This is a genomic window from Roseibium sp. FZY0029 (assembly GCF_036350355.1).
Lineage (GTDB): Bacteria > Pseudomonadota > Alphaproteobacteria > Rhizobiales > Stappiaceae > Roseibium.
Genome location: NZ_JAZDVZ010000001.1, coordinates 401,847 through 427,263, shown reverse-complemented (window position 1 = coordinate 427,263; position 25,417 = coordinate 401,847). Strand labels below are relative to the sequence as shown.

At 58.3% G+C, this 25,417-nt stretch carries 24 protein-coding genes; 9 read left to right on the top strand and 15 right to left on the bottom strand.

What is annotated here, in order from left to right; all coding sequences use genetic code 11:
- Positions 1-15: 15 nt before the first annotated feature.
- The gene (locus tag V1T76_RS01950) at positions 16-1,662 is read right to left on the bottom strand and encodes an arylsulfatase (protein WP_330558937.1); all 1,647 of its coding nucleotides are present in this window, start codon (positions 1,660-1,662) and stop codon (positions 16-18) included.
- A 2-nt stretch (positions 1,663-1,664) separates the two neighbouring features.
- Positions 1,665-1,943 carry a hypothetical protein gene (locus tag V1T76_RS01945; RefSeq protein WP_330558936.1) on the bottom strand — a complete coding sequence of 93 codons (279 nt, stop codon included), beginning with the start codon at positions 1,941-1,943 and terminating at the stop codon, positions 1,665-1,667.
- A gap of 216 nt (positions 1,944-2,159) precedes the next feature.
- On the opposite strand from V1T76_RS01945, the gene V1T76_RS01940 reads away from it, so the two are divergent.
- Complete coding sequence (locus V1T76_RS01940; protein WP_330558935.1) at positions 2,160-3,965, top strand: hypothetical protein; 1,806 nt, start codon at positions 2,160-2,162, stop codon at positions 3,963-3,965.
- A gap of 116 nt (positions 3,966-4,081) precedes the next feature.
- Here V1T76_RS01940 and V1T76_RS01935 read toward each other — a convergent pair whose 3' ends face one another.
- Positions 4,082-4,294, bottom strand: a complete 213-nt coding sequence (locus tag V1T76_RS01935) for a hypothetical protein (RefSeq protein WP_330558934.1) — start codon at positions 4,292-4,294, stop codon at positions 4,082-4,084.
- Between the two features lie 200 nt (positions 4,295-4,494).
- The gene (locus V1T76_RS01930; protein ID WP_330558933.1) at positions 4,495-5,199 is read right to left on the bottom strand and encodes a hypothetical protein; all 705 of its coding nucleotides are present in this window, start codon (positions 5,197-5,199) and stop codon (positions 4,495-4,497) included.
- A 212-nt stretch (positions 5,200-5,411) separates the two neighbouring features.
- On the opposite strand from V1T76_RS01930, the gene V1T76_RS01925 reads away from it, so the two are divergent.
- On the top strand, positions 5,412-6,065 hold the full coding sequence (locus V1T76_RS01925; RefSeq protein ID WP_330558932.1) for a LysE family translocator: 654 nt from the start codon (positions 5,412-5,414) through the stop codon (positions 6,063-6,065).
- A gap of 89 nt (positions 6,066-6,154) precedes the next feature.
- On the opposite strand, the gene V1T76_RS01920 is transcribed toward V1T76_RS01925, so the two are convergent.
- From V1T76_RS01920 to V1T76_RS01905, 4 genes are all read right to left on the bottom strand, one after another.
- Positions 6,155-6,427, bottom strand: coding sequence for a hypothetical protein (locus V1T76_RS01920; RefSeq protein ID WP_006933467.1), 273 nt, complete (start codon positions 6,425-6,427; stop codon positions 6,155-6,157).
- A gap of 191 nt (positions 6,428-6,618) precedes the next feature.
- A complete protein-coding gene (locus V1T76_RS01915; RefSeq protein ID WP_330558931.1) occupies positions 6,619-7,029 on the bottom strand; it encodes a TIGR02301 family protein in 411 nt (136 codons plus the stop codon).
- A 60-nt stretch (positions 7,030-7,089) separates the two neighbouring features.
- The gene (locus V1T76_RS01910) at positions 7,090-7,536 is read right to left on the bottom strand and encodes an NUDIX hydrolase (protein ID WP_330558930.1); all 447 of its coding nucleotides are present in this window, start codon (positions 7,534-7,536) and stop codon (positions 7,090-7,092) included.
- A 59-nt stretch (positions 7,537-7,595) separates the two neighbouring features.
- Positions 7,596-8,108 (bottom strand): hypothetical protein, encoded by a 513-nt coding sequence (locus V1T76_RS01905; RefSeq protein WP_330558929.1) that lies wholly within the window; start codon positions 8,106-8,108, stop codon positions 7,596-7,598.
- A 114-nt stretch (positions 8,109-8,222) separates the two neighbouring features.
- Between V1T76_RS01905 and V1T76_RS01900 the strand changes: the two genes are divergently transcribed.
- Both V1T76_RS01900 and V1T76_RS01895 read left to right on the top strand, forming a co-directional pair.
- Positions 8,223-8,978 (top strand): SOS response-associated peptidase, encoded by a 756-nt coding sequence (locus tag V1T76_RS01900; RefSeq protein WP_330558928.1) that lies wholly within the window; start codon positions 8,223-8,225, stop codon positions 8,976-8,978.
- A 79-nt stretch (positions 8,979-9,057) separates the two neighbouring features.
- Entirely contained in the window at positions 9,058-9,933 is an 876-nt protein-coding gene (locus tag V1T76_RS01895; RefSeq protein WP_330558927.1) for a methyltransferase, read from the top strand.
- A gap of 71 nt (positions 9,934-10,004) precedes the next feature.
- Here the strand turns inward: V1T76_RS01895 and V1T76_RS01890 are convergent, their stop codons facing one another.
- The 4 genes from V1T76_RS01890 to V1T76_RS01875 all read right to left on the bottom strand — a co-directional run bounded on the left by V1T76_RS01890 (position 10,005) and on the right by V1T76_RS01875 (position 16,215).
- Complete coding sequence (locus V1T76_RS01890) at positions 10,005-10,436, bottom strand: glyoxalase superfamily protein (RefSeq protein ID WP_330558926.1); 432 nt, start codon at positions 10,434-10,436, stop codon at positions 10,005-10,007.
- A 418-nt stretch (positions 10,437-10,854) separates the two neighbouring features.
- Complete coding sequence (gene dnaA, locus V1T76_RS01885) at positions 10,855-12,318, bottom strand: chromosomal replication initiator protein DnaA (RefSeq protein WP_330558925.1); 1,464 nt, start codon at positions 12,316-12,318, stop codon at positions 10,855-10,857.
- A 949-nt stretch (positions 12,319-13,267) separates the two neighbouring features.
- A complete protein-coding gene (locus tag V1T76_RS01880) occupies positions 13,268-14,548 on the bottom strand; it encodes a hypothetical protein (RefSeq protein ID WP_330558924.1) in 1,281 nt (426 codons plus the stop codon).
- Positions 14,549-14,802: 254 nt separating this feature from the next.
- Positions 14,803-16,215: an FAD-binding oxidoreductase gene (locus V1T76_RS01875; protein ID WP_330558923.1), complete on the bottom strand. Its 1,413-nt coding sequence runs from the start codon at positions 16,213-16,215 to the stop codon at positions 14,803-14,805.
- A gap of 169 nt (positions 16,216-16,384) precedes the next feature.
- On the opposite strand from V1T76_RS01875, the gene fabI reads away from it, so the two are divergent.
- Both fabI and V1T76_RS01865 read left to right on the top strand, forming a co-directional pair.
- Positions 16,385-17,203, top strand: coding sequence for an enoyl-ACP reductase FabI (gene fabI, locus V1T76_RS01870; protein ID WP_330558922.1), 819 nt, complete (start codon positions 16,385-16,387; stop codon positions 17,201-17,203).
- Between the two features lie 88 nt (positions 17,204-17,291).
- Positions 17,292-17,936, top strand: a complete 645-nt coding sequence (locus V1T76_RS01865) for a histidine phosphatase family protein (RefSeq protein ID WP_330558921.1) — start codon at positions 17,292-17,294, stop codon at positions 17,934-17,936.
- Positions 17,937-17,986: 50 nt separating this feature from the next.
- Here the strand turns inward: V1T76_RS01865 and V1T76_RS01860 are convergent, their stop codons facing one another.
- Positions 17,987-18,640, bottom strand: a complete 654-nt coding sequence (locus V1T76_RS01860) for a hypothetical protein (RefSeq protein ID WP_330558920.1) — start codon at positions 18,638-18,640, stop codon at positions 17,987-17,989.
- A gap of 220 nt (positions 18,641-18,860) precedes the next feature.
- Between V1T76_RS01860 and V1T76_RS01855 the strand changes: the two genes are divergently transcribed.
- Positions 18,861-20,045 carry a DUF3095 domain-containing protein gene (locus V1T76_RS01855; RefSeq protein WP_330558919.1) on the top strand — a complete coding sequence of 395 codons (1,185 nt, stop codon included), beginning with the start codon at positions 18,861-18,863 and terminating at the stop codon, positions 20,043-20,045.
- On the opposite strand, the gene V1T76_RS01850 is transcribed toward V1T76_RS01855, so the two are convergent.
- Positions 20,036-22,276, bottom strand: coding sequence for a putative bifunctional diguanylate cyclase/phosphodiesterase (locus V1T76_RS01850; RefSeq protein ID WP_330558918.1), 2,241 nt, complete (start codon positions 22,274-22,276; stop codon positions 20,036-20,038). The genes V1T76_RS01855 and V1T76_RS01850 overlap by 10 nt on opposite strands.
- Before the next feature lie 342 nt (positions 22,277-22,618).
- Here V1T76_RS01850 and aroC point away from each other — a divergent pair, with 342 nt between their 5' ends.
- Entirely contained in the window at positions 22,619-23,704 is a 1,086-nt protein-coding gene (gene aroC, locus V1T76_RS01845; RefSeq protein WP_330558917.1) for a chorismate synthase, read from the top strand.
- 120 nt (positions 23,705-23,824) lie between these two features.
- Positions 23,825-24,730: a YghX family hydrolase gene (gene yghX, locus V1T76_RS01840; protein ID WP_330558916.1), complete on the top strand. Its 906-nt coding sequence runs from the start codon at positions 23,825-23,827 to the stop codon at positions 24,728-24,730.
- A 125-nt stretch (positions 24,731-24,855) separates the two neighbouring features.
- Here the strand turns inward: yghX and V1T76_RS01835 are convergent, their stop codons facing one another.
- Complete coding sequence (locus V1T76_RS01835) at positions 24,856-25,410, bottom strand: hypothetical protein (protein ID WP_330558915.1); 555 nt, start codon at positions 25,408-25,410, stop codon at positions 24,856-24,858.
- Positions 25,411-25,417 lie beyond the last annotated feature (7 nt).

Below are 25,417 nucleotides of genomic sequence, written 5' to 3'. Positions count from 1 at the left end.
TCTGCATGTTTCAGATCAGTTTCCGGTCGGCAGGCCGATCGAGAAGCCGTCCTTGGCAAGCGCTTCCTGAACGTACTTGAAGCGTTGATACTGGGTCAAAGTAATCGGCCCTGTGTAAACTTCACTCTGCAGCTTCCGCGGCGGGTACTTCACGTAGGATTCAACGAGTTTTTTCACTTCCTCATTGATCACCGGCAGGTACCAGGTGCGCTCGGTAAAATTATTCATGAACATGTCGTAGCGTTCCTGCGGGTCGGCAAGCAGATTGAAGATCTGCGGCACAGTTGCGACATAGCTTTCCGCGCCCTTCCATCCTAAGTTGCTGTCGACTGCAAGTCCACCGGTAGATGCGCCATCATCGCCACGCAGGTTGAACACGGCCTTGTAGTTGCCGACGCGGGCAGCACCTGGCGACAGTTCATTCTCGGTGAAATAGAACCAGGCTTTACGGTCGGAGTCTCCCGTGCCTTCCCAGACCGGTGTCATGTCGTAGCTGTCGAAGATGATCGGCTTGCCTTCGCGGTCTTCGGTCGGCAGCGTGATGCCCGCGACAGAGGCGAAGGTTGCCATCAGATCCAGACCACCGACGACCGCGGCACTCTTGGTGTCCGGTTTGACGTGACCGGGCCAGCGAACGATAGCCGGAACCCGGTTGCCGCCTTCACGCACGGTGCCTTTGGTGCCCCGGAACGGTGTGTAACCGGCATCGGGATAAACGTCCTGCCAGGCGCCGTTGTCCGTGGTCCAGAAAACGATCGTATTGTCGGCAAGGCCAAGCTCATCGAGTTTCTTGACCAGATTGCCGATGCGGCTGTCGAGCTCGACGACGGAATCGGCATATTTGGTCTTGGAGATCGACTTTCCTTCAAATTCCGGTGCGGGCAGGTTCGGCTGGTGCACCTTCATGAAGTTGACGTTGATGAAGAACGGCGTGTCCGGCTTCTTTGCGGCCTCTTCCAGAAACTCCAGACCGGCTTTTTCCACGTAGCCATCGAAAAAGGGGATGCCGACCACGCCCTTGTCCGGCGTGTCCACATACTGGCCGTTGATCTTGAAGTCCTCTGTCGGTTTTTCCCCGGCTTTGCCGGACAAGGATCCCTTGGTGACCTTTGCGAACATCTCGCGCAGGTCTTTTGGCATATCCGGGAACCAGGTCGGATCGGCATAGGTATAGGCGTTGAGGTGATAGAGGCCGACGTGTTTCATCACGTCGTAGCCCTGGGCATTGGGCAGGGCGTAGTCATCTTCCCCAAGGTGCCATTTGCCCGTGAAATAGGTGTCATAGCCACCTGTTTTCAGGACCGATGCCAATGTCCACTCGGCAGCGGGAAGCCCGCCGCCCTGGCCCTGAAACGCCACGGTTGTCATGCCGGAGCGGTTGGGAATGCGGCCCGTCTGCATGGCAGCGCGGCCCGGTGTGCAGCTGGGCTGTGCGTAGAATTGGGTAAACATCATGCCGTCGTCGGCCAGCTTATCGATGTTCGGCGTCGGCATGCCGCGCGCTTCACCGCCCAGATACGGACCCGTGTCGCCGTAGCCCGTGTCATCCGAGACAATGAAGAGGATGTTGGGTTTCTTCGCGTCCTGGGCGAAGACCATGCCTGACAGCGTTGTACAGGCCATGCCTGCGACCGCCAGTCCGGTTACTATTCTGGTCAACATATCTAATGGCTCCTTTTTGGACCATTTGTGGAGGAGGCCGGTGGCGGCCCGTCGATACGAACACTTCCTGTCAGGAAGCTCGAAATTTCCCGTTCGAGCTCTTCGATCACGGCCCGATAGTCTTCAGCCTTGGCTTCATCGTTCTCCCAGCGTTCCAGAGCGCAACAGGCGGTTGCGTAGTCCTCACATAGTGACAGGAAGGCAGGGTGAGTGCTGCAGAGGCGGCGAAGCGCAAGTTCGTCCACTTTGAAGCGATGCATGATGAGCGCTGCAGCCGGCATGACGACATTGCTCCGATCTCGAGAGCTCCTGGAAAATTCCAGTAAAATTACGTTTCGGAATCAGAGCAGTTACAAGGTGTGAACAGGTACGAACAGGAGTCTTGGGGGCTGTTTACCGTCTTTGCCGGTTTTGAGCATTGTTGCGGGTGACAAGGCTCACGGCATTGGACTATCGTTCGGTTAAAGTTATTTTTTTAGCACTTTCAAGGGGGGAAGATGCGGTCTGGCGGGCAACACATAGTTGCAACGGGTGACGAGGAGGAGTTCGATTGCCCGGCCCGCGTTCGGGAAGAACTTGCCCGTGTCCTGCAAAGCGACCACTTTCACGCAACCCCCAAGCGCCGGGCCATGCTGACGTTTCTGATAGAGGAAGCGTTGGCCGGGCGCGCAGAGACGTTGAAGGGCTACACCATCGGATTGGCGGTCTTCGGCCGCGACGAGAGCTTCGACCCGCAGTCGGACCCGATCGTCCGTCTGGAGGCCAGGCGTCTGCGGCACGATCTGGACAGCTATTACATCGCCGATGGTGCCCAGAACCCAATTCGCATTTCCATTCCCAAAGGCCAATACGCTCCGAAGTTTCATAACAATCTGGCAGACGTTCCCGCACAGGAGAGCGCTGTTGAAGCAAGCGAGGAGAGCGTTCAGGCAAAGCCGGCCGAAGACGTTGAAGCCACCGCGCACCCGGCGGGATCGACGTCCAAATTGCCGTGGGCGTTTGCCGCCGCAGCAATCCTGTTTGTGCTGGCGGCAGTCGGAGCCGCAGCCGTAATCCATTTCCTCCCGGCACGACAGGAGCGGCATGACGTCTTGAAACCGTCGGTGATGGTGCTTCCCTTCAAGGTGACCTCGACGGATCCGGAACAGCAGATACTGGCGGAAGGAATTGCGGAGCAGATCATGACCGCTCTCAGCCGGTTTCCGGACTTTCACATCTTCTGGCCTCCGTCCGGCGCCAACGGGGCCAGCACAATCGATCCGGTTGAGATCGGCCGCCAGGAGGATGTCTCCTTCCTGATTACAGGTACGGTCGGCTCGGAAGGCGGGGTGATCCGTGTCAGCGCCAAACTGGTGCACAGCCCCAGCAGGCGGGTTCTGTGGTCTGGCAGCTACGACCGCATGCGCAGCAGATCGACCTTGCTTGAAATCGAGGAAAGCATCGCTTCGGATATCGCGAGCGTTGCCGGGCAGCCCTATGGCGTGATCAAGACCGAACTGGCGAGCACTCTGCCTGCCGGAAACGAGCCGAGTAACGACAGTTTCGAATGCGTGCTGCGCGGCTACGTCTACCGGAGGAACTTTTCGAGGCAACTCCATGCAACTGTCCAGTCGTGCCTCGAGCGCGCGGTCAAACAGGATCCGGGGTATGTCGAAGCCTGGGCGATGCTGGGCTGGATCTATCTTGATGCCGCACGCTTCGGCCTGACGGCAGACGGCAGCAAGGAACTTGCCTTCGACCGTGCACTGGATGCTGCGTCACATGCCTTGAGCCTTGATGGCAACAATATCCTGGCGCTCAAGGCGCTTTCGTCGATCAATCACTACATGGGCAACATCGAGGAAGGCGAAAGGCTGGCCAAAAAGGCGCTCGCTCTCAATCCCAACGATCCGGACACCATGGCCCAACTCGGATGGCGGCTTGCTGTCGCAGGCAAATTCGATGAAGGCATTTCCTACCTGGAAAGGGCGATCGAGCGCACGCGGAATGCACCCGGCTGGTATTATCACCTGATCGCCGTCGACCACCTCCTGAAGGGCCAATATGCGGAAATGCTGACCGCCGCAAAGAAGGGCGTTCTGGACGGATCCGGGATTAGCTGGTGCCTTGTCGCCGTTGCACAAGCCAAACTTGGCAACAAGGCTGCCGCCCACGCGGCGCTGGAAAAGATGGCAGATATGTCTCCCGAGTTAGGACGGGATCCAGCCGGTTACCTTCGTTCTCACCAGGTCAGCGATCAAATCGTCACCGCCCTGATCGAAGGCTTGAAAACAGCCGGCTGGAAAGATCCAGCCGGGGAGTGAGAACACCCAGGATTGCTTGAATTGCCTGTGAGGTAATGCAGCCATGAGGCGTTTGCGGAACGGCGGCGTTTTTGCGCCAACCATTCCGAGGACCGGTTTTGAGAAACAGGCGGCCGTTAACAGCCCGGCGTCATGGAGGTGCCTTCGGACATTGCGCCGGCACACGCGTCGGGGTCGCCGTCCGGTCCCTGATCGACGGAACTCAGATCACCAATGGGAGGCGCAGCACTGCCGTTTTCCAGACCATCACCGGACTGGCTGCTGGATTGACAGCCACCCAGGGCCAGAAGGGAAATCAGAAAGGCAGCGGAGAAAAATCTTGCAATCATATTGGTCACTCGCATGCGCCGCAGGTGGCGGGAGTTGGAAGGCGGGGCGCAAGCATGTGCCTATGGGGTAACGAACGGCCTGCGCTCGTATTGATTGTCACGATTTTTTCATTTGCCGCAATAGCCCGGTCGATTGACATGTCCGATTTATCTGGCGACTTGCGGTCACCAGGCGCTTGGCCTGTCACCGGGCGCTCTGGTCAGTCACCGGCCACGAAATAATGCAGCGTGCCGTCCGGGCCGATACCGACGCGATAAAACGTCCAGGCACCGAAGTCCTTCATTTCGGCATAATCACCCGCAGTGACGATCCGGAACATCTCGACTTTCTGGTCAGGCGTCAGGTCGTGCAAAGGGTAACGGGCAAAATAAGGCCAGACGTACATTTCCTGGGGCGTACCAGCATCGACGTGCAGGAACCCGGCATCCATGATGTCGGCAAGGATGGCCAGGATCTCGAAGCCTTCGCCGTCGCCGGAGATCTCTTTCAGGAAGTCGATCGGGTCGTCGACTTGGCCGAACGAGACGGTGGGCGGCAGTTCGTTGCTTTCGAACACCATGCGCAGCCGTTCCATGTTTCCTGAAAGCGCGGCTTCCTTGAGTTGGGCCTGCATGCGCTGAACCGGTTTCGGCAGATACGATGTGCTGTAAAGCACCTGAGGCAGCTCCGCGCTGTCATTCGCAGGTGTTTGGGCCTCTTCGGCGGCAGCCGGTTCGGCGTCCTCCGTTTCTTCGGCCTCTGGCAAAGTAAGGTCTTCTGCCGGAATGGCCGGTGCGTTTCCAGGCTCGCTCGGCGCAACCGGGATCGTTTCCACCTGGACTGTCTTGGCGACACCTGGAACTGCGAAAGCTGTGCCTGCCAGAAGGCCGGCAGCCAGAACCGCGGCCTGATAAATCCGACTCATGAAAGTTCCTCGTTTATCCGCGCCTGTCCACAGCCGTACATGTCATCACGGTGAAGGCAGGCATCGCCCCGCGCCTTTCCTTAAACAATTCGTGCGAGGGTGAAAACAGAGGAAGCGGAATTTCCTCTTGTCTTGTCACAACGCCACCGGGCCGCTATCGAGAGGTCTGTTCGCTCTAAAAGTAAAATCAAAGGTCTAGAAAAGGACCGACCGTGTCGTTTTTCGAATATGCGCTGATCGGGTTTTTCGTTGGCATTCTCACAACAGCGCCTGTCGGTCCTGTCAATATCATGGCCATTCAACACGCCGTGCACGGCGGTTTCCGTCAAGGGGTTTTCGTGGGGCTGGGTGCCGTGCTCGCCGATACCATTTTTGCCGCAGCGGCGATTTTCGGCGTCTCGGCGGTCACCAATTTCATCAGGGGCCAGTTCGACCTCATCGAGATTTTCGGCGGGGCGTTGCTGATCATTTTCGGTATCAAGATCTGGAACACCCATCCGCATCTGACCCGGGACGGAAAGCAACGGGAACACGGATTTTGGGCCGATGCGACGGCGGCCTTTTTCATGGCCATCACCAATCCGGGCGCAGTGCTCGCCTTTGTGGCGATATTCGGCAGTCTCGGCGACTACCGCCCCCAGAGCGGTGACCATTTTGGTGCATTGGTGATGGTTGCCGGGGTCACAGCAGGCGCAACCACATGGTGGGTGCTGGTTTCGGCATCCGTCTCGCACTTCAAGTCGCGTATAGACGACCTCTGGCTGGATCGCGCCAACCATATTGCCGGATTTCTGCTGGTCTTGTTCGGAGCGCTGATCTATCTCAAGCTCGCGCTGGAAGCTGCAGGCATTGAGCTGACCGCTTAGGGCGCGCCGGAGACACGAGGCTGCAAGTAAAAGGCTGGAATCAAAAAGGCCGGACAACCGGCCTTTTCAGAACGTGTGCCGTACGGGGATTACTGGAGAACCCGGTTCACGGTGTAGTCGCCTTGCAGGATACGATCCGGCAGGCCTTCGGCCAATTTGGCCACGGCATCCTCACCATAGGCAGCAACCAGATCCGCAAGCGCTGTGAACATCGCCGCATGAGCGACCGCGTCCGCATCCACGCCATTGGCGATAGCTTCAGCCCATGCGTCGGAAATGAAGCCGAGGGCAGCACGCCTGATGTCTTCGTCTTCAGCAAATTCGGCTTCCATCGCCGCGTCGGCGTAATCGTCGTTTATCATTCGCTTCCTTACCGGTCCTTCCCGAACGCAAGGGAAACAACCCCTGCGTGTTCCTGCCCCGAATCTTGAGTATTGATCCTAGCACGGCGAACCGCGCTGATAAGTAACCGTGAACGCAAACTTAACGGCCACCCACAAATTTGATTCAAAAGGTTAACCAACTCGTAACGATTTGAATATTTTTGCGGAAATTACCGGCCGTAGCGACTCGTGACGTCGCTGATGATGACCTCTCCTTCGCTCAAGTACTGTGCCATTGCGAGACGGGCAGCCTCGGTGCACTCTCTGTAAGCGACTGAGAATCCACGATATCCTTGGTTAAAACGCTCAATGAATCTGCGGCGCCGATTCTCGTCCAGCGTTTCAGCGTCCAGGAAATCCTCCATGCGGTCACGCCAGCTCGGATTGTCGCTTTCCTTGCACAGCGGACGCAGGAAATGCAGCGCTCCGAAGATCTCCGACAGACGCATGAGTTGCTGTTCGTAGGGCGGCTCGTCGATCGCAGTTTCCTGGGCCGATACAACCTGAACCGGATACACGCTCCCGAAGGCCAGAACGACAGCGGTCCGGATAAAGAAAGCTTGCAGGCGGCGGTTCATCATGGGCCGATCATGCGGAACCCGGCCCGGCACCGCAAGCACTATGGCAAGTTGATCCCAAGATTAGACGTCCGTCTGCTGTTGGCCGAAAGCGGCCATGTGCCGCCGGATGCGGTCAGGTGTGCCGGGCGTGGTCAACAGACCATCAAGGTCTTCTATCCGGACCCAGTCGAGCGCGGCGGCATCGTCGGCGGCAACTGCATCGCCGGAAACATAGGGGCCGCAAAACACCGTCAGGATGAAATGGGTGGCAACGCGGCCATCTTCGTCGCGCTGGATCGAATCGAATGTCTCGACAGGCTCGCCAAGTTCCGCGGTGACGCCGGTTTCCTCAAACAGTTCTCGAGCGGCTGCTTCCTGCAGGGTTTCGCCCAGCTCGATCACGCCACCCGGCAAGCTCCAGTGATCCTTGAATGGAGGTCTGCCGCGCTTCACAAGCAGGGCACGGCCCTCGCGGTGACACAGCACACTGACACTGGCGCGTGGCGTTTCCGGATAAAACCTCGACATGGAACCTCGGCGGGCGGAGAAAATTCTGATTCTGCCCGGCCAGAATAAGCGGCCTTGCGTTATGCGAACAGGGCGTCGATTTCCGCCTGCGCGCCTTCGCCTTCGTGCTGGGTTGCTTCGGGCTCGACATGGCCGTGGATGACGGCACCGGCAACGGCGATCAGAGGCTTGATTTCAACCGTGGCCTTGTCGGCTATGTCTGCCGCGATCATTGCCGGATCCGGCGTGTCGCGAAGCTGGTCCTGAATGCTGCCCACGAGTTTGTTGATGCCCGCGACCTGTTTTTCCAGGTGTTCGCGCAAATATGCAGGGGCAGCGTGATAGGCCATGATGGCCAGGTTCTTGTCCTTGAAAGACGAGTTCTCGAAGTGGCCCTCATAGTCGAGAGGTTCCCATTCCAGAACATCTTCGGCGCAGTCCGGCATATCTGGAAGCATTTCCAGAAGCATCATCACTTCATTGAAATGATTGAGATAATCGGTCGCCAGGCCGGTATGGGGATTAATGTTTGCCTCTTCCAGCCTTTCGGCTGCCAGCTCCCCGGCGCCCAAAACTGGATGCAAACATTCCATACCCGTCCCCCTGTTATTGACTTGGAGCCTACGGTACTTCTTTTTTATTTCCAATTGCCTAACTCGGCGGAACCCAGTTTGCCGTGGTTGAGGTAGCCTCATGGGAGAAAAGCGATGTGCGGCCGCCTGGCTCTGACGACACCACCGGATGCTGTGCGCAGCTTCTTTGACTATGTCGATCAGCCAAATTTCCCGCCGCGATACAACATCGCGCCAACCCAGCCACTGGCCATCGTGCGCCAGTCGCTCGACGGCACACGGCGCTTTCACCTTGTCCGCTGGGGCCTGATGCCGCCGTGGGTCAAGGACCCGGCAAGTTTCACGCTCCTCATCAATGCGCGTGCCGAAACAGCGTCGCAAAAACCATCGTTCCGCAATGCCATGCGCCATCACAGGTGCCTCGTGCCTGCCTCCGGTTTTTACGAGTGGCGGCGCACGCCGGAAGGCAAGCAACCGTTCTGGATCCGCCCGGCGGAAGGCGACATCATGGGTTTTGCCGGCCTTTGGGAAACCTGGTCGGATCCCGATGGCGGCGATATCGATACCGGCGCGATCCTCACGATCCAGTCCAACCGGATGATGTCGGCGATCCATAACCGGATGCCGGTAATTCTGAAGCGGGAGGATTTCGGCACCTGGCTGGATGTTGCCAATGTCGACAGGCGAGAGGCGGAACAGCTGCTTCGGCCGGTCGAGGACGACTTTCTGGTGGCAACGCCGGTTTCGAACCGCGTGAACAAAGTGGCCAACGATGACGCCGATGTGCAGCGCGAGATTTCGCCGGACGAAATGTCGGTGCCCTTGAAAAAGATTGCCAGGCCGGCGGCGGAAAAAGCGCCGGTCGACAAAAAGCAGCTCGATCTGTTCTGATCCGCTCCGGGCAGTCAAATTTGCCGTGCAAAAATCTGCCCATGGCTGTAGGGCAGGGGCTCAGCCGCAAGGATAGATCATGAGCAATAACGACACGCCTGAATTTGAGCCGGACGAGGCCTTCGACGACGACGCTCCCGAAAACGAAGCGTTGGCGGAAGCCTATAATCGCGGCCTGACCCTGCAGAAGTCAGGTGATCTGGAAGGGGCCGCGCTTGCCTTCCGCGAAGCCTTGGCACTCGATCCGGACGATCCGGGCGGTGTCAGCATCCGCCTGGCAGCCATTGGCGCGGAAGCCGCGCCGCAGAAAATGCCGGATGCCTATGTCGCAACCCTGTTTGACCAGCATGCCGATGTCTTCGATGACATCCTGGTTGATGAACTTGGCTATTGCGTGCCGTTGCTGGTGCGCGACCTTGTTCAGAAGCTCGAGATCGGTCCTTTCGACCGGTTGCTCGACCTTGGCTGCGGGACGGGTCTTACGGGGATGGCCCTTGCCGACTGCACGAGCCATCGGACCGGCGTTGATCTTTCCGAGCGGATTATCGAGCTTGCCTATGACCGGGAAGTCTATGACGATCTTTACGTTGGCGAGGCTGTCGCGTTTCTTGAGGAATTCGAGGAAGACGACGGCTCACGGCCAAGCTGGGAAATGATCGCGGCCACCGACGTGTTTCCCTATCTGGGCGCTGTCGAACCTTTTCTGGCAGGTGCCGTCGACCGTTTGACCCCGGGTGGTTACCTGGCCTTTTCGACCGAAACCCTGCCGGAAGAAGTGCTGCAGGGCCGTTCTTATATGGTTGGGCCCAAAAGCCGCTTTGCGCAGGGAGAAAGCTATATTCGCACGTCTCTCGATACGGCCGGTTTCGACATTCTCGCGATGGATCCGATCATCGTGCGCCTGGAAGAAGGCGACCCCGTTCCCGGACATCTGGTGATCGCACGGCTGCGCTGACGCTCAGCCGCTGAACGTTGTCTCCTGTGAAACAGCGTTCAGCGGCTCAGGGCCGTCAGGTTTTCAAGAAGTCAGTCTGTCCTCTGCATGCGCAGATAGGGTTCACCGTCGGAGGTTCGCTTGACCGCGATACCGTCGCCGGTGATCACGACCACGACCCTGCTGCGAAAGGCGGAAAAGCTGTCGAAGGTGACCACATCCACCGGCGTGTCGAATTTGATGGTCACCCTGTAGTGGCCTGTGGGGCCAATCCGGCTCAGCGACAGCACTTCACCTTCGAAGGGTTGCTTCAAATACGTGCCGGAGACGCGGCTGCCGACGGCAAACTGCATCTGGTTCGGACGGGCAGCGGTCGCGGAGGCCGTGTTCCAGTCCTTGAAGCCGTATTGAGCGGAGAGAAGTTCAAGCGCCTGGCTGTGCGAGATGTCCTGCCCCTTGGCAGCAAGCGCGGCGCGCAGGCGCTTGGCCTGTGCCTTGAGATTGGCAACGCTGGGTAGCGTCATGGGATTACCTTTCCAAGAAAGGCAGGCGGTAAGGTGTTCGCCAATTGGCGGCGACCCGTCATGGGGCCCGCGTTGCCATCAGCCTGCACTGTCTCGTGAAGGTCGATCAAAGCTGCAAGATGTCTTGCGCAAGGGTATTCACCATGGCCAAAGCCTGCGGGCGGCCGGTTCCCTCAAACCGGCGCAAGGCATACGCCCGGCCGCAGCGCCTGTCAACGCGGCAAAAAAGAAGCCGCTTGCGCGGCTTCAAGGGGAGGGAGGTTAAGATGAAATACCCGGCGGCTGGTCCCGCCTGAGTTTGACTACGCCCTTGTGGACGCAGACGGGTGATTGCCCGGTGTAGGGGGAAGGGCAATCGCGGAGGCGGGCAGGCCCGCCGCCGCAGGTTTCCCGGGGGAGGGGTGTTCCCGGAAACAGATCAGGTGTGGATCAGACGCTTCAGAAGTTCCACTTCCTGGGCAAGGGCCTTGTCCTTGGTCACCATGTCCTCGATCTTGCGGACCGCATGCAGCACTGTCGTGTGGTCGCGGTTGCCGAACCGCCGACCGATTTCCGGCAGCGAACGTCCGGTCATCACCTTCGCGATATACATCGCGATCTGGCGCGGACGAACCAGCGTGCGGGCTCGGCACGACGACAACAGGTCTGCCTTGGTGACGCTGAAATGCTTGCAAACCACCTGCTGGATCTCTTCCACCTTGATGGAGCGCGGCTCACCGATCCGCACGAGGTCGTGCAGGGTCTTTTCCGCCAGGTCCATCGTCACCGGCTGTTTTGTAAGCTGGTTGTGGGCGAACAGGCGATTGAGCGCGCCTTCCAGGTCCCGGGCCGATGCGATCACGTAACGCGCAATGTAATCGGCAACATCTTCGGGAACGGAAAATCCCGGATGCGTGCGGCGCGCTGCGTTGATCCGCTTCTTCAGGATATCGTGGCGCAGCGCATAGTCGGTGGCCTGAATGCCAACGACCTCGCCCTTCTGGATCCGGTAGCGCAGGGCGTCGCCAAGCGTATCGAGATCCTCTGCGGGCCGGTCGGCCGCCATGATGATCTGGCTCGGCGATTCCATCAGCAATTCCAGTGTCTTGCTGAATTCCTCGGCGGCTTGCTTGCCATGCAGAAACTGCAGGTCGTCTACCAGCAACAGGTCGATGGAGCGCATGGCTTGCCGCAGCACCGGGAATGCCGGTGTTCTGAGTGCCGGGACCAGGTGATACATGAAGAATTCGGCAGACAGATACGCAACCTGCCGTCCTGTCTTGCGGGCTTCAGAGGCCGCTGCCTGCAAAAGGTGCGTCTTGCCGATGCCCGTGGCAGAATGGATATAGAGCATATCCAGGGTGCCCTGGTGATCGGCCGCCATCTGGCGCACGGCGGCGCAGGCAAGGCTGTTCGAAGCGCCTTCCGCAAAGGTGTCGAACGTCAGCTTCGGATTGAGGGACGCTCCGTTCAGGAACTCGGCCGCCGCACCCTCATTGCTGTCTGCAAGACAGGGAATGACCGGAACGCCGTAAGAAGCGCCGAATTGAGGCGTGCTCGCGAAAGGACCGGGACGGCCGCTGATCCGCCGGGCAGAGATCGCCTTGGGGGCAAGACCGGTATTGATCTGACGTGGACGCAAAGCACCGCGAACGGTCAGCTCGATACGGTTGATAGCGTCCTGTTCACGTTTCCAGAGCCCGACGAGCTGCTTCTCGTAGTTATTCTGGATCCAGTTTTTCAGGAAGCGGGTGGGTACCGACAGGCGCACCGCATCGCCCGTGGTTTCTTCGTGGTTTACTCTGCCGAACCAGTTGGAAAATACATCGTCACCGAGCTCGTTTCTCAGTTCCTTTTTCACACGATCCCATTGATCCGAACCAGCTAAGTTCTGAACCTGCATTGTGGCCTCCATCGGAGGGACCGTTTTTCTGGAATCGCTCCCCCCCGTGCACTGTCTATGGACAACGGTTTTCCGCCTCGTTGTCCGTTTCTTTCTTTAGGTCTCTTGCCCGTTCTGGGTCTTTGGACCGGTTGGCTTATTAACGCCTATGAAACACCATTAACCTTTTGCTTACCATGTTTACAAATAGCTTATTTTTATGAGGTCATAGACGTATCATATTGTGATTTTTGTAGATGACGGGCACTGCGCATGTAAATTTTACATGGCGAATCTTGCTTTTCGTCATCGTCAGGACATGCCGCAAGTCCCGACCTAGTTGTTCTCCTGTTGCTGTTGCTGCTCTGCCTTTGAGCTTGAAGACAACTTTAGGAAAAATTTAACTTTTCGGGAATTTTTCTGCGAGTTTTCAAAAGTCCGCTGTCAAATTAAGAACATTAGGCAATAAAAAAATCTGGTTTAATCGAAAGATCATGTCATTTCTGACGAGGATGCGTAAACGCCGGCTCACCCGCATTTTGGAGGTGAGAGCGCATGATCGTCATTTTGGAAGCTGATCAGGTACGGCCCATCTTGGAAGCTGGGGACAATGCGCATGGTCAAATCAGGCGCTGTGAGCGATTGGAGAACGTGTTCCGACTGGTTCCCTTTTCCGTAAAGTGCTGACAGATCAAGATCCTGGCAATCTCAATGCATACACTGCGGGTGCTGCCTGTACTCACGGGCCACAGAAATCTTATCCCCAGCTCCGGGTAAACTTCGGCAACCTGGCAGTTTTGACAATTGAATAGCCGGGGCCGTTGACGGTGGGCACGGGCTTTCCGGCACTAGGTGCTTTTACATAGCCCTTGGCATGCATTTTCCAAGTAGAGGTCAGTAAAGCACGGCGGCCGGTCACGTTGGCTTGGCGAAGCCGGCCTCCAATGAGCCGGCTTCGCCAGGAATGAGGTCAAGGTGTCGTCTGGAAAATTTTCGCAACAGTCGAAAACAGATAGTTTCTCTTCGTATGGACATCTATCGGCATGGTGGGGCCGGTGTTGTGCCAGATGGGGGCGTTGTTGTTCAGGCCAGGGCCGCGCTCCACTGAAAGGAGGCCAAAGCCGTCATTGTCCCAATAGCCGTTAGGGAAACCCGGAGCGGGCGGACCGCCCCACCAGGTGTAGATGTTGGGAGCTTCTGGCTGGTTCCAGAGTTCATCACAAAATTCGAAGTAATAAAGGCCGATACACAGCGGATGGGCAAAGGCCTGCGGCAGCATTTTCTGCGCAACTTGCGCTGCCCTGCTGCAGGTCTGATCGTCGGCATAGATCGTCCCGGCGTCGTTCGGGTCCCTGTGGCTGGTGGCCGGCACGCCCCATTCGGTCAGAAGAACGGGCTTCAAGGCCCGCGGAGGCAAGTTGCCATAGTCCTTGAAGATGCTGTCGAAGGTCTCTGTCTGGTAGGTGTTGACGCCCCAGAAGTCGATGCTCGGGCAGTTCTCCATATAAGAGGACGCCTTCAGGGGAATGTTGGGGTCGTCATGGGTGGCCATACCCGCCAGTTTGTCTGGCGCTTCTTCCTTCACGATGGCGGCCATCTTCTCCACCTGACCCCACCAGAACTTGGCCAAATCCGGTTTGTTGTAGCAAACGTCGGCGCCGTCCTGCTCGTTCTGGATAGTGAACCCCGCCACCGCCGGATGATCTGCAACGGATCTGACGGTCTCACGCAATACATTGGTCCAGTAATTGATCTCTGCCTGTGTGGACTGGTCATACTGGGTCTTCCAGAACATCGTTGCGGGCAGGGGAATTCCCACCAGCACGGACCGGTGCATCTTCGCTTCCGGCGGCGCGGGCTCGTCCCAGGCAAGATCCAGAAAATGCTGATGAGTGAAATAGGTGCCGCTGTCCCACGGAACCGGAAAGCTTCCGTTTCCTTCCAGTTGCCGCGACAGCATGCAGTAGACCCGAAGCGAATTGTTAAAGAGCTGCCTGAAAATGGCCGTGTCGCGTGACAGCAAGGGAGACCAACTGGAAATTGGCGTGCTGCCTGATGTGTAATCATCCCAATACCAGTCTCCCAGGGCGGGGGCATAGGAATTGGAGCCATTGATCGGGGCAGGGGAATAGCAGACCCCTTTCAGTTTGACTTTCTCGCTCTTGGGTGGCTGTCCCTCTTCCGAGAGTTCGCAATAAAGAGATGCGGTTCCATCGCTGCCGACGGAACATGTCCATTTGGTTTTTGTCATGGTGGGGTGCCTGAAATAAAGGGTTTCAAATAATGCGCAGCGCTCAGGAAGATTATACTTTGTCGTGTAACTTGAAAATAATACAATCCAAGGGTGATGAATGAAGCTTTAAATCCGTCGCCTGCATTGAGGCGAATGCAGGTCGCAAGCGGCGCTGACGGGGCACTCTGGACGATGCAATCCGGGCTGCTCAAAAAAATGCCGGCGCTTGGTACGCCGGCACTGATTGTCTGAAGAATTGAGGCGGTGACAGTCTAGAGAACGCGGCCGGGGCTCAGCAGGCCTTTGGGATCGAATGCGTCCTTGATCCGTTTCATCAGATCCAGTTCGATCCCCTTCTTGACGTCCTTCAGGAGATCGCGCTTGAGACGGCCGATGCCGTGCTCCGCAGAGATACTGCCGCCAAAGTCGTTGACGATGCCATGAACGATCGCGTTCATTTCGTCCCACTTTGCCAGGTACTCTTCCTTGTCGGCACCAACCGGCTGGCTGACATTGAAGTGGATGTTGCCATCGCCGATATGGCCGAACGGAACGGGGCGGCAGCCTGGAACGAAGGCCTCGACCGCAGCCATGGCCTTGTCCAGAAAGTCGGGGATTGAGGCAACGGGCACGGAAACGTCATGCTTGATCGATCCGCCTTCAGCTTTCTGCACTTCCGACATGCCGTGGCGGATATGCCAGAAGTCCTGAACCTGGGTCAGGTTCTGGGCGAAGGCGGCATCTTCCACAAGGCCATCTTCAAACGCCTCACCAAGAATGCTCTCCATCAGGTCCCGGACAGGAAAGGCGTCCGAACCGCTGGACAGCTCCATCATCACGTACCAGGCATGTTCACCTTCGAGCGGGTCACGCGCCCCTTCAAGATGGCGAAGGCAGAATTCGACGCCGATGCGCGGCATGATCTCGAAACCGGTCAGAACCGGGCCGGCTTGCGCCTTGGCAAGCGTGAACAGCTTGAGGGCGGCATGCGGGTCCGGCAGGCCGACGAAGGCAGCTTCCAGTTTCTTGGGCCTGGGGAAAAGTTTGAGTGCCGCGGCGGTAACGATGCCAAGTGTCCCTTCACCGCCGATAAATAATTGTTTCAAATCATAACCGGTATTGTCCTTGCGAAGGGTTCTCAGACCATTCCAGATCTCCCCCGTCGGCAACACCACTTCGAGGCCCAGAACCAGATCGCGCGTGTTGCCATAGGCCAGAACGGCGGTACCGCCGGCGTTCGTGGAAATGTTGCCGCCGATCTGGCACGAGCCCTGCGCGCCGAGGGCGAGCGGGAACAGCCGGTCCACCTTTTCCGCTTCGTTCTGCAGCGTTTCCAGCACCACGCCAGCCTCGGCCGTAATGGTGAAGCCTGCCGGATCGACCGCGCGAACCTTGTTCAGCCGAGATAGGGAAAGAACGATTTCGTCGCCGGTTTCCTGCGGAATCTGGCCGCCGACAAGACCTGTGTTGCCACCTTGCGGCACGACCTTGAGATCGTTCTGATAGGCATAGGTCATGACAGCGCTGACCTCTTCAGTGCTGCCCGGGCGCAGCACCATGGGAGTGACGCCCTGATACAGGTCGCGCCATTCTGTGAGGTAGGGAGCCTGGTCGTCCGGACTGGTCAGAACGTTGGCTTTGCCAATCATCTCGGCAAAGCGGTCGGCATGGGCAGTGCGCTCCATGAGCGAGGTCCTCGTGAAGTTTGACGGTAAAATTCGGGCGCCAACATAGTGTCTGAAAGCGTCTGCGTCGACGCTTCATTCCGTCACCGTGTCTCTTGAAGGAACAGACCCCTTGTGCCATAGGAAGCCAGCCCGCTGGGGTGGTATTGGAATTCTTTCGGAGACGACTATGGCGGAAACGCGCGGACTGATGAATGGCAAACGCGGCCTGATCATGGGTGTGGCAAACAACAAGTCAATTGCCTGGGGCATTGCCAAAGCACTGGCCGACGCGGGAGCAGAACTGGCTCTTACTTATCAGGGCGACGCGTTGAAGAAACGAGTCGAACCACTGGCTGACCAGTTGGGCGCCATTGTTGTGGGCCATTGTGACGTGACCGATGGCGCTTCCATCGATGCGGTCTTCAAGACGCTGGAAGACAAATGGGGCAAGATCGATTTTCTCGTTCATGCAGTTGCCTTCTCCGACAAATCCGAACTGACCGGCCGCTTCGTCGATACGTCTTCCGACAACTTTGCTCGCACCATGGATATCTCCTGCTACTCGCTGACCGCTGTCACCCAGCGTGCCGAGAAGCTGATGTCCGATGGCGGTTCCATCCTGACGCTGACATACTACGGCGCCGAAAAGGTGATGCCGCATTATAATGTCATGGGCGTTGCCAAAGCTGCGCTTGAAACCAGCGTGAAATATCTGGCGATGGATCTCGGCCCCCAGAACATTCGCGTCAACGCGATTTCCGCCGGTCCGATCAAGACCCTTGCCGCCTCCGGCATCGGCGACTTCCGCTATATTCTGAAATGGAACGAATACAACTCGCCCCTGCGTCGCACGGTGACGATCGAGGAGGTTGGCGACAGTGCCCTGTTCCTTGTGTCCGACCTCGGCCGTGGCGTGACCGGCGAGATCCAGCACGTCGACTGCGGCTACAACATCGTCGGCATGAAGGCGGTGGACGCGCCGGATATCTCAGTCGTCAAGGATTGATCGTTTCGGATGGCCGGTTTCAAACCGGCCATTTTCATATTGGACGAGCCCCGTTCGCCAGGGCTGACCGCATCTTCCGGAAACTGACATGACATCTGTGCTGAGTGCCCCGACATCCGGTCTGCTGCCAAGGCTGCACGATCCGGAGTTCCTGGTCTTTGTTCGCCATGGACAAACGGACTGGAATTACGAAGGGCGCATGCAGGGGCAGAAGGATATTCCGCTCAATGACACTGGACGCGGCCAGGCAAGCGGCAATGGCGAGCGGCTGAAGGCATTTCTGGAGCGCGAGGCGATCGATCCGGCAGGGCTGGATTTTGTTGCCTCACCGCTCCACCGCACTCGGTCCACCATGGAGTTAGTGCGCCAGTCCATGGGGCTGCCGGTGGAGGCCTACCGCCTTGAGGATCAGCTCAAGGAGATTACCTTCGGTGACTGGGAAGGCTTTACGCTGGAAGAACTGGCCGATGAGGAACAGGATCTGATTCTGCACCGCCGTGCCGACAAGTGGGGCTTCGTTCCTCCCGGCGGCGAGAGCTACAAGATGCTGACGGAACGCATCGGCCGCTGGCTGGTGACAGTCGACCGGCCGTCTGTCGTCGTGTCCCATGGTGGCGTCTTCCGCGTTTTGCGCGGTTTGCTGGAAGGGCTGGGCACCGATTTGGTGCCCAAGCTGGACGTGCCGCAGGACAAGGTCTTTGTCTGGCGTAACGGCACGTTCGAAATTGTCTGAAGCACCGGCTGCCAATTTGATCTGACGACCGTTCGCACGCGGTCTGCTGATCAGTAGATACCCTGGGAAAACAGCGAAATCTTCGCTTTTGCAACAACGCTGTTGGCGGCACGGCCCATGAGTTCCGCGTAGTCCCTGAGCGTCGCACGGTCGGCCTTCTGCGTGTTGGTGCAGACAAAGGTCATGACGCTTCCCCATTCCCGTTCCGGCTGATATCCGAATCTGCTCAGTCCATAGAGCTCCCGGCCCGTGACGAAGAAAAAATCTTTGGTGTAATCGTAGATCTCACCAGGGTTGCGGATCTTGGTAACGAGACAGAATTTCTTGTGGGTGTGAATGGCCCCGAGGATCCAGCAGTCATTGATGCAGACAGACCAGCGAGCAAGTTTCTGGACGTTGATAGGAAGGCCCTCGGTCAGGTTGAAATGGTTCGGGTCCTCCAGATTGAAGCGCCGGTAAAGCTGTCGGGTCTGTTCCAGCCTGCCGACATACATGTCGCCACTCGAACGGGCGACTTTGTCATAGACAGCCCACGCGGTTTGCCTCGAGATGTGCGATAAGCTGATCTTGCTGTTTGCATCGCCGGGCGCTTCATAGTGCGTCCGGTTCTTGTCCCAGGGGTTCTGCCTCAGTTCATTCAACTGATAGTGATTGTAGGAAAGTGTCAGAAGGTCCTGATCGAAAGCCGTTCTTGAGTAAGTCATTTCGGAGTCCCTTTATGGAAAGTGCCGGTCCGTTGCTTTCCGAAATGTACGTATGAGAGGTAGTTTTGCTTGTGATCGCCGACACAACAAAAAAGGCACTCACCCCCTGTGGTGCGTTCGCCCCCGGGCATGTTCCGTGCCGGTGATCGGTCGGGACGACCGCAGCGTAAAAGAAAACTGGTAATGCAAGGGAGCCCGGAGAAAATCTAGGTCAGGTGCCGTGTCCGCCAATGAGTTTTACAGCGAGCTGCCAAGCTTTTCAGATTTCAGTACGGTCGGGGATCTCGCCGATTACCGCCCCGTGCCGGACGACTGGTACGTTCTTGCCGCAGATATTGTCCGCTCCAGCGATGCAGTTGCCCAGGGCCGTTACAAGGAAGTCAACATGGTTGGTGCCGCGGCAATCGCGGCAGTCCTGAACCGGATCGGCAGTGACCGGGTTCCTTTTGTTTTCGGGGGTGACGGGGCAATGCTGCTCGTGCCCAAACAGGATGTCGAGGCTGCTTGCGATGCGCTTGCAGGCGTCGTCGGTCTGGCGCGTCAGGTAATGGAGCTGGAGTTGCGGGCCGCGGCCATCCCGGTTTCCCATCTGCGGGCCATGGGCGGCGATGTCCGAGTGCGCAAGTACCTCCTCAGTCCCGGCAATCACCTTGCCATGATCCTGGGAGACGGGCTGGCGATAGCCGACCGGATCCTGAAAGATCAGGAGAAGTCCCACCCGTTTGCGATCTCGATCCCAAATGCCGCTTTGCCGCCGCTTGACGGGCTGTCCTGCCGTTGGGAGCCGCTTCCTTCGCAAAATGGCCATATCGTGTCTCTCATCGTCAAACCGACCGGCCGCATTCCGATGCAGGATATCCTTCAAGGGCTTGCCGAAAAACTCGGCTATGACCCTTCGACGGATGACAGCCGCACAAGGCTTGCGGACAAGTCGCGTCTGCGTTTCCGCTTCCCACCCACAGGCACGCGCCATGAGGTCCGGCTCGGGTCTCCGGGCAGGCACTTTCGCGGATGGGCGAAGGCGATGATGGAATCGGTTGTCTTCATGATCAGCCATCACACAGGCTGGCGCATAGGTCCCTTCGACCCGAAGCGATACTTTCCCGAGCTTGGCCTGAACACGGACCATCGCAAGGTTGGCGACAGCCTTCAGCTCGTTCTGGATCTGACACCCGAGCAGCTTGGAAGGGTCGAAGACTATCTGAAAGCCGGTTATGCGGCCGGCGATCTTGCGTACGGACTGCACGTTTCCACATCGGCGCTGATGACTTGCTTCGTGGAGGACATCAGCAACAGCCGGCATATTCACTTTGTGGACGGCGCAGACGGCGGGTTTTCATTTGCAGCAGCCGAATTCAAGAAGCGGCAGGCAGAAATGACGGCGAAAGCGGCCGGTCAGGCCTGACTGCGCAACAGCCCGTTTCCGTCGAGTGCAGACACCTTGGGCTTGAAATTCTGTTGCAGGATCATCGTCGCAAGGTCGGTGTCTGGCACAGCCTGCGATATGAGGAAACCCTGGATGACATCGCAGCCATTGCGTCTCAGCCAGTCCCGCTCGCCCACGGTTTCCACGCCTTCTGCCAAGACACTGATGTCGAGGCTCTTGGCAAGGTTGATCAGTGCGCTTGTAAACTTCTGCAGCGCCGGGTTTGTATCAACTCCGGAAATGAAGCTGCGGTCGATCTTGACCCGGTCGACATTGAGGTCGCGCAGGCTGGAAATGCTGGAATGGCCGGTTCCGAAGTCATCCAGCTCGATGAAGAACCCAAGCTGAGACAGACGCGCAATGTTCTGCTTGATCGGCGCGGCCGTGGCTTCGTCGATCATCACGGCTTCCAGGATTTCAAGGCTCACATGGGCCGGTTTCAGGCCCAGGTCGATCACTCGTTTGTGGAGCACGTCCACGGCCTTGGCGCTGGTCAGAAGACCGGCAGTGACGTTGAGGCCCAGATGTATCGCGGACCGGGTCTTGCCGCTCAGGCTTGCGGCGAAGGTCAGCGCATGGCTGCGCACCGCGTCTTCGATGTCGTCCATGTATCCGGCTTCCATGGCCGCCGGCAGGAAGGCGCCGGGATAGCGGACGGTGTCTTTGTCTATCCAGCGGGCCAGGGCCTCGGCGCCCACCACTTCGCCCGTGTGAATATTCACCTGAGGCTGGAACCAGGCGACGATGTTGCCTTCCTTGAGCGCGTCTTGCAGCTCCTTGGCAATCTGGTCGCTTTCCTCAAAGGCTGTGCGCATCGCCGGGGTGAACCGGCCGAACTTGCGCGGCCCTTTCTGCTTTGCCGCCCTGAGGGCCAGAGCTGCGTCGGTCAGAATGTGATCGGAGATCTGGTCGCCAGGATTGCTGATGAAAATGCCCGCATTGGCCTCGATCGCCGATCTGTTGTTGCCGATGATCCGGTCCGTCGAGATTTCCTGAAGCAAGGTGAAGGCAAGTTGCTCAAAGCGTGCCGCCTTCTTGAGGCGCGGACGCAGGAGCAGAAATTCCGTCCCGCCGGTGCGGCACAGAAAGTCATCGGGCTCGGCGCGCTGGTTCAACTGCTCTGCCACCTGCCGAAGCAGGGAATCGCCGTTGTGATCGCCGAACCGGTCGTTCACCTTCTTGAATTCTCGAAGGTCGATCAGGATAGCGCCGGTCCGCAGTCCGGGCTCCGCTGGAGGCAGGTTGCGGATGGTGTTCAACAGGGCACGCCTGTTCGGAAGGCCGGTCAGGGGGTCATGAAAGCCGAGGCTTTCGAACTCCTGCTGCGTCTTGTCGGCAAGCGCGCGCGACAGGGCGATGGCTATGGCAAAGGCCGCGACGATCACCAGTCCGCCGACAAGCCCTGCAAGGGAAACGGCAAACAGCGTTTCGGACCGTTGCCGCTGCAGGTCCATCAACAGATAGTCGACCGTGGACTGCCATAAGGCAAAGGTGGCATTTACCAGCGCCGGCTGCATGTCCATCACCGGCCCGGTCATGACGTCTCCGCCTTTTTCTGCGGTGATCGTCGAAGACAGCATTTTTGACCCGGCGTTCTGGAAGGTAACGTTTGTTGTCCTGAAGACGCCGGCCTGCTCCTTCAAAAGTTCGGCTTGCGCGCCGGTCAGGTCGCGGAAGTATTCCATGGTGTCGCGCGCGGCGCCGTCGGCTGCAATCTTGTACTGCCCGCCCTGGACAGGGATCACCATCTTGTCCCAGACGTTGATCTCGCCCCAGGTGGAGATGCTCTTGGCGTTGTTCGCCATGATCGCGGACTGGATCACCACGGTCGGCAAGGTGTCGGTGATGAGCTGCGGAAGCTTTGCGGTTTTGAAGGAGGAGGCTGAACTCAACCTCGTGATCTGGGAGATTTTAGAGGAAAGGATTTGAGCCTGACGAAGCGCGAGGGGAATGCTGCGCTCTTCCAGCAGGGTGTCGAGCAATGGCATAAGGTCCGCAGACCGCTCACTACCGCCCAGCTCTTCCAGGCGCTCGCGCAAGAGGTCCGGCGAGCTGCTGATCTTTCCGGTGAGGGCTTTTTCCTGCTGCAGCGGTCCCAGTGCTTCAATCAGGTGAAGACCGGCGAGGCTGTTGTCGATCGAGTTGACCTTGTCGAACTTGTTGTGAAACCAGAGCGAGGCAAACACCAGGCTGGGTGCCAGCAGGAACACGATCAGTCCAGTTAGCCAGCCCCTGATCCGCAACGATTTGCCTCTTGGTTATTGTTCGTTCACAACGTGTAATAGAGGTAGAGGTTTAAGGATTGGCAAATCCAGGGTCGAATTTCGGCGCGTCATTCGCAATTTTTCGATGTCCTGCAAGCAGAGCTTGTGAAACCTCTTCAGAGGGCTGCAGCATCCACTGGAAATCTACTTGTTTTCAATTTTGGTAATCCCCAGAGGGCAGAAGCCTGCCAAAAAGTTTCCTATTCCCGGCTGCGGGCTTGAGCTTGCGGGCGTGATGGCGTATCGCTCGGCGCCTGAAACTTCATTTGCAAACCTCGGTCGCCATTCATGTCGCACAACAGCTTTGGTCATCTTTTCCGGGTTACCACCTGGGGCGAAAGCCACGGGCCTGCCATCGGTTGCGTGGTCGACGGTTGTCCGCCGCTCATTCCGCTGACGGAGACCGATATCCAGGGCTTCATGGACAAGCGCAAGCCCGGCCAGTCCCGCTTCACGACACAGCGGCGCGAGCCGGATGAGGTCAAGATCCTCTCCGGTGTCATGGTCGATGAGGATGGCATCCAGAAAACCACCGGAACGCCGATTTCGCTGTTCGTGGAAAACACCGACCAGCGCTCCAAGGACTATTCCGAGATCAAGGACCGGTTCCGTCCCGGGCACGCTGACTTCACCTATGACGCCAAATATGGCATCCGCGACTATCGTGGCGGTGGCCGGTCGTCGGCGCGTGAAACGGCCATGCGTGTTGCCGCTGGGGCTGTCGCCCGCAAGGTGCTGCAAGGTGTGACCATTCGCGGTGCCCTGGTGCAGATCGGTCCGCACAAGATCGACCGGAGCAACTGGAACTGGGCTGAAGTCGACAACAACGCCTTCTACTGTCCCGATGCCGAGGCGGCCGTCTTCTGGGCTGACTATCTGGACGGGATCCGCAAGGCCGGATCTTCCGTCGGTGCGGTCATTGAAGTGGTTGCCGAAGGTGTGCCTGCCGGCTGGGGCGCGCCGATCTACGGCAAGCTGGACACGGATCTCGCCGCGGCAATGATGTCGATCAACGCGGTCAAGGGAGTCGAGGTCGGTAATGGGTTCGATGCCGCAAGCCTGACCGGTGAAGACAATGCCGACGAGATTCGCCTGGACGATGTCGGCCGTCCCGTGTTCCTGAGCAACAATTCCGGCGGCATTCTCGGCGGGATCTCCAACGGTGATCCGCTGGTCGTGCGCTTCGCCGTCAAACCGACGTCATCGATCCTGACCGAACGCAAGTCGATCACGAGCAAGGGTGAAGAGGTCGATGTCATGACCAAGGGCCGGCATGACCCCTGCGTCGGCATTCGCGCCGTCCCGGTGGGCGAGGCGATGATGGCCTGTGTCCTGGCAGACCATTTCCTGCGTCATCGCGGCCAGATCGGCTGACCGTCGCTGCCAGCGTTACAACTGATTACAATTCCGCAAGGCGAGGGCCATGGACCTTGCCCGTCATCCCCCTAGTTTTATCTGCAGCATGACGTGTGATGCATTTCAGGGAGTGATGACATGAACGAAATGACGCCTGTACGCCGCATGACGGCAAAGGATTTTCCTCAGGAACTGCTCGATCTTTATGATTTTTACGCGCATGGAAAAATCACCAAGCGCGAGTTCATGAACGGCGCTGCCAAATTCGCGGTTGGTGGACTGACCGCCGCGATGCTGCTGGACCAACTGTCGCCCAACTATGCGCTTGCCCAGCAGGTTGCTCCCGATGATCCCGGTATCGTCACCGAACGCATCACGTATCCCTCGCCCAACGGCCATGGTGAGGTCAACGGCTATCTGGTGAAGCCGGCGGGCGCGACCGGCAAATTGCCGGCGGTGCTGGTGGTGCACGAAAACCGGGGCCTCAACCCCTATATCGAGGATGTTGCCCGCCGTCTCGGCAAGGCCGGTTTCATGGCACTGGCGCCCGACGGCCTGACCTCCGTCGGCGGATATCCCGGAAATGACGATCAGGGCCGCGAGCTGCAGCGCACGGTCGACGGCACCAAGCTGATGAACGACTTCTTCGCCGGTTTTGAGTATCTGCTTAAAAGCGACGACAGCACTGGCAAGGTGGGCGCTGTCGGCTTCTGCTATGGCGGTGGTGTGGTCAACGCAATCGCGGTTGCCTATCCGGAGCTTGCCGCCGGTGTGCCGTTCTACGGCCGTCAGCCGAATCCCGCGGATGTCTCCAAGATCGAAGCGCCCCTGATGTTGCAATATGCCGAGCTGGACGAGCGCATCAATGCCGGCTGGCCGGCCTATGAGGAAGCCCTCAAGTCCAACGGCAAGACCTATGTGGCCCATATGTATCCGGGCGTGAACCACGGCTTCCACAACGACACGACACCGCGTTACGACGAAGCAGCAGCAAAGCTCGCGGAAGAAAGAACGATCGAGTTCTTCAAGGAAAACCTGATGTAAGGCAGCCGGGTTCTGCCTTTGAGCGATCATCCCGTTCGGGTTTTCCTGGGCGGGACGACGGTGACCGGCCGTTTTTTCGGGAACTTCTGAAAATGTCTGGTCCGATGGCTGTCTTGGGCGGCGGATCAGACGAACTTGAAGGCCCGAATGCGGCTCAGGATTTCTTCCGGATCGGCGGCGAGCGTGTGAAGGTTGATAGCGAGCAGTTCCCGGCCGTGTTCGCGCGGGGTGCGCTTCCAGTTGCGCATCATGAACTTCTTCCAGACCGGAAAGGTCTGAGCCTTGGTCACGGCGTCATCGAGTGACCGGGTCAGAAGAACGTCGAGCCGAACCAGCTCGATGTTGCGGACCGACGTCCGCTTGACGTCGGTCATCCGGATCGCGGCCCAGTCGATGAAGCCGATGCGCTCCACATAGAGCCCTTCCTCATTGGCGCCGAGCTGAGGCTTGCCTTTTTCGACCATCGGGTAGTGCCAATAGGCGATTCCAAATGGGGCGAGGGAGGCGAGAGCCAGCAGGGGAAGGCCGCCGACGGCGCCGATCACTGCGAACAGAATACCGAGGATGAGGCTGCCGTAGACGAGGCTCTCGCTCTGACTGCGGTTAAAACCGACAGTGAAGGGCACCGGAGCCAGCTTTGCGTTTTCCTCTTGTTTGACTGCCTCTTTCTTCGCCGCCATGAAAGGC

What these genes read in the sequence shown, in the direction of transcription:
- V1T76_RS01935 (WP_330558934.1), bottom strand. Translation starts at nt 4,294, where the DNA reads ATGATTGCAAGATTTTTCTCCGCTGCCTTTCTGATTTCCCTTCTGGCC.
- V1T76_RS01910 (WP_330558930.1), bottom strand. Translation starts at nt 7,536, where the DNA reads ATGTCGAGGTTTTATCCGGAAACGCCACGCGCCAGTGTCAGTGTGCTG.
- V1T76_RS01865 (WP_330558921.1), top strand. Translation starts at nt 17,292, where the DNA reads ATGACATCTGTGCTGAGTGCCCCGACATCCGGTCTGCTGCCAAGGCTG.
- V1T76_RS01895 (WP_330558927.1), top strand. Translation starts at nt 9,058, where the DNA reads ATGAGCAATAACGACACGCCTGAATTTGAGCCGGACGAGGCCTTCGAC.
- V1T76_RS01835 (WP_330558915.1), bottom strand. Translation starts at nt 25,410, where the DNA reads ATGGCGGCGAAGAAAGAGGCAGTCAAACAAGAGGAAAACGCAAAGCTG.
- V1T76_RS01860 (WP_330558920.1), bottom strand. Translation starts at nt 18,640, where the DNA reads ATGACTTACTCAAGAACGGCTTTCGATCAGGACCTTCTGACACTTTCC.
- yghX (WP_330558916.1), top strand. Translation starts at nt 23,825, where the DNA reads ATGAACGAAATGACGCCTGTACGCCGCATGACGGCAAAGGATTTTCCT.
- V1T76_RS01940 (WP_330558935.1), top strand. Translation starts at nt 2,160, where the DNA reads ATGCGGTCTGGCGGGCAACACATAGTTGCAACGGGTGACGAGGAGGAG.
- V1T76_RS01880 (WP_330558924.1), bottom strand. Translation starts at nt 14,548, where the DNA reads ATGACAAAAACCAAATGGACATGTTCCGTCGGCAGCGATGGAACCGCA.
- V1T76_RS01875 (WP_330558923.1), bottom strand. Translation starts at nt 16,215, where the DNA reads ATGGAGCGCACTGCCCATGCCGACCGCTTTGCCGAGATGATTGGCAAA.
- V1T76_RS01905 (WP_330558929.1), bottom strand. Translation starts at nt 8,108, where the DNA reads ATGGAATGTTTGCATCCAGTTTTGGGCGCCGGGGAGCTGGCAGCCGAA.
- dnaA (WP_330558925.1), bottom strand. Translation starts at nt 12,318, where the DNA reads ATGCAGGTTCAGAACTTAGCTGGTTCGGATCAATGGGATCGTGTGAAA.
- V1T76_RS01915 (WP_330558931.1), bottom strand. Translation starts at nt 7,029, where the DNA reads ATGATGAACCGCCGCCTGCAAGCTTTCTTTATCCGGACCGCTGTCGTT.
- V1T76_RS01920 (WP_006933467.1), bottom strand. Translation starts at nt 6,427, where the DNA reads ATGATAAACGACGATTACGCCGACGCGGCGATGGAAGCCGAATTTGCT.
- V1T76_RS01945 (WP_330558936.1), bottom strand. Translation starts at nt 1,943, where the DNA reads ATGCCGGCTGCAGCGCTCATCATGCATCGCTTCAAAGTGGACGAACTT.
- V1T76_RS01950 (WP_330558937.1), bottom strand. Translation starts at nt 1,662, where the DNA reads ATGTTGACCAGAATAGTAACCGGACTGGCGGTCGCAGGCATGGCCTGT.
- V1T76_RS01890 (WP_330558926.1), bottom strand. Translation starts at nt 10,436, where the DNA reads ATGACGCTACCCAGCGTTGCCAATCTCAAGGCACAGGCCAAGCGCCTG.
- fabI (WP_330558922.1), top strand. Translation starts at nt 16,385, where the DNA reads ATGGCGGAAACGCGCGGACTGATGAATGGCAAACGCGGCCTGATCATG.
- aroC (WP_330558917.1), top strand. Translation starts at nt 22,619, where the DNA reads ATGTCGCACAACAGCTTTGGTCATCTTTTCCGGGTTACCACCTGGGGC.
- V1T76_RS01930 (WP_330558933.1), bottom strand. Translation starts at nt 5,199, where the DNA reads ATGAGTCGGATTTATCAGGCCGCGGTTCTGGCTGCCGGCCTTCTGGCA.
- V1T76_RS01900 (WP_330558928.1), top strand. Translation starts at nt 8,223, where the DNA reads ATGTGCGGCCGCCTGGCTCTGACGACACCACCGGATGCTGTGCGCAGC.